Genomic DNA, 1,654 nt, shown 5'->3' with positions numbered 1-1,654 from the left:
TCATTGCATAGGCGCTGAGCTCTGCTGTGAAACGATCAGAACTATAACGCGTCCCAACCTCCAGGCTGTCGACGGTTTTTTCTTCAAACTCAGCCACACTCTGCCCAGCCAACAAGCGGTAGCGCTCATTAATTTGAGGTGCGCGAAAGGCGCGGGCCAAACGCCCATAGAGCATCCATTGATCGCTGATCTGATAGCGGCCACCCAGTTGAGCACTGACATTGCTGAAATGATCTTTGCGGTCTTCCGGACGGAAATAACGGCAATCACCACTGGACGTGGCGCAATCTGCACCATCGTCGCGAGTGCTGCCATCGAGCATGCGATTGTCATAATCGTAGGTCAACGTTTCCCAGCGCACCCCAAACTCAACCGCAACCTCAGGGCGCCAGCTCCACTCTGCATTAACGAAGGCCGCCAACTGAGTGCTGGTTACATCAAAATCGTAATGCGTACCTTGGTAGCGGCTGCTATACCACGGTTCCAGCAGCTGATCCGACTGAACTTCTTTCACCCTCATATCGGCCCACTCGCCGTCCAGCCCTGTCCACAGTCGCCACTGATCGCTCAAAGATGTATGGTAATTCAGTAAAAAGCCCGCGCTTTTCTGTCCGTTTTCTTCTATGGGCTGCCCCGGTAGATAATGCTGCAAAAAACGCATATCACTGTAACGAGCGTAGGGAGAGAACTGCCACTGGGATTGTTCATCAGTCTGCCAGCTCAGAGTCGAGGCCAACCTTACTGCCTGCGCATCGCGGAAAGCTTCTGGATTGGGATTATTTTTCCAGCCGGAGTCTTTATAGGCTTCGTATCCTTGCAGGTAGCCCGCCGTTTCCTGATTGAGATTGACCATCGACAGCGTGGTTTTGGTCGCCAACACATCACCATCCCAACGATGTTGTAGCGTGGCTTTTTGCTGATCGTAGCCAGCGTCCTCTTTTAAACCACCGTCACTGACACCATTGGCATCCAACTGCCACTGATGATCCCCTTGCTCAAATCCCCAAGCCAGTTTTGCACGGTAATAATCATGGGGACCGGCTTCAAGAGCGGCGTACTTCTGCCCGAATGCAGGGGTTAAACTATTCACCACGCCATGAACTGCGTTGGAACCATAAAACACCGTGCCGGCTCCGCGCCAGACTTCTAACGCACCCGCCTGCTCTGTATTCACTTCAAACAGCTGATTCACATTACACAAACCACTGGGGCGTATTGGTATACTGTTCTCGGCAATTAACAATTCTCCGCAACTGCCGGCACCGGTATACACGGGAGAGCGCACCGCCGCCAACATCTCCTGGCCATTGCCGCGACTGAACCAGACGCCTGGGATTCGGACTGCCAGCTCCTGCAGATGGGTGTGCCCCAGCGCCTGAATGTCGTCACTGTTAATCTGGCTCACCTGACCGATTAAAGCTTTTCCGGCTTCTTGATCCCGTCGCCCAGTAACCGTCATTTCATCCAGAAACCTCGCGCCCGCAGCTGGCTCCGCGGCTTGTAATGGCAACCCCAAAGCCAGTCCGAAACCAAGACAAGTGACGCAGGATATTGATCCCGCCTGGTTGGCCGTGGATTTTTTATCGTCAATAACAGACGCCATGATTCTCCCCCGCTTTCATTCAGAGCGGCAGTATTACATAAAAAAGGGGCA

At 53.3% G+C, this 1,654-nt stretch carries 1 protein-coding gene; it reads right to left on the bottom strand.

Features of this window, described 5'->3' with window-relative positions:
* Positions 1–1,603, bottom strand: a 1,603-nt coding sequence (locus ACTG33_RS17165) for a TonB-dependent receptor (protein WP_439136495.1), incomplete at its 3' end; no start/stop codon positions are given.
* Positions 1,604–1,654 lie beyond the last annotated feature (51 nt).

Source organism: Pseudomaricurvus sp., from assembly GCF_965662505.1.
Classification (GTDB): Bacteria; Pseudomonadota; Gammaproteobacteria; order Pseudomonadales; family Cellvibrionaceae; genus Pseudomaricurvus.
This window is presented reverse-complemented; position numbering and strand designations above follow the sequence as displayed.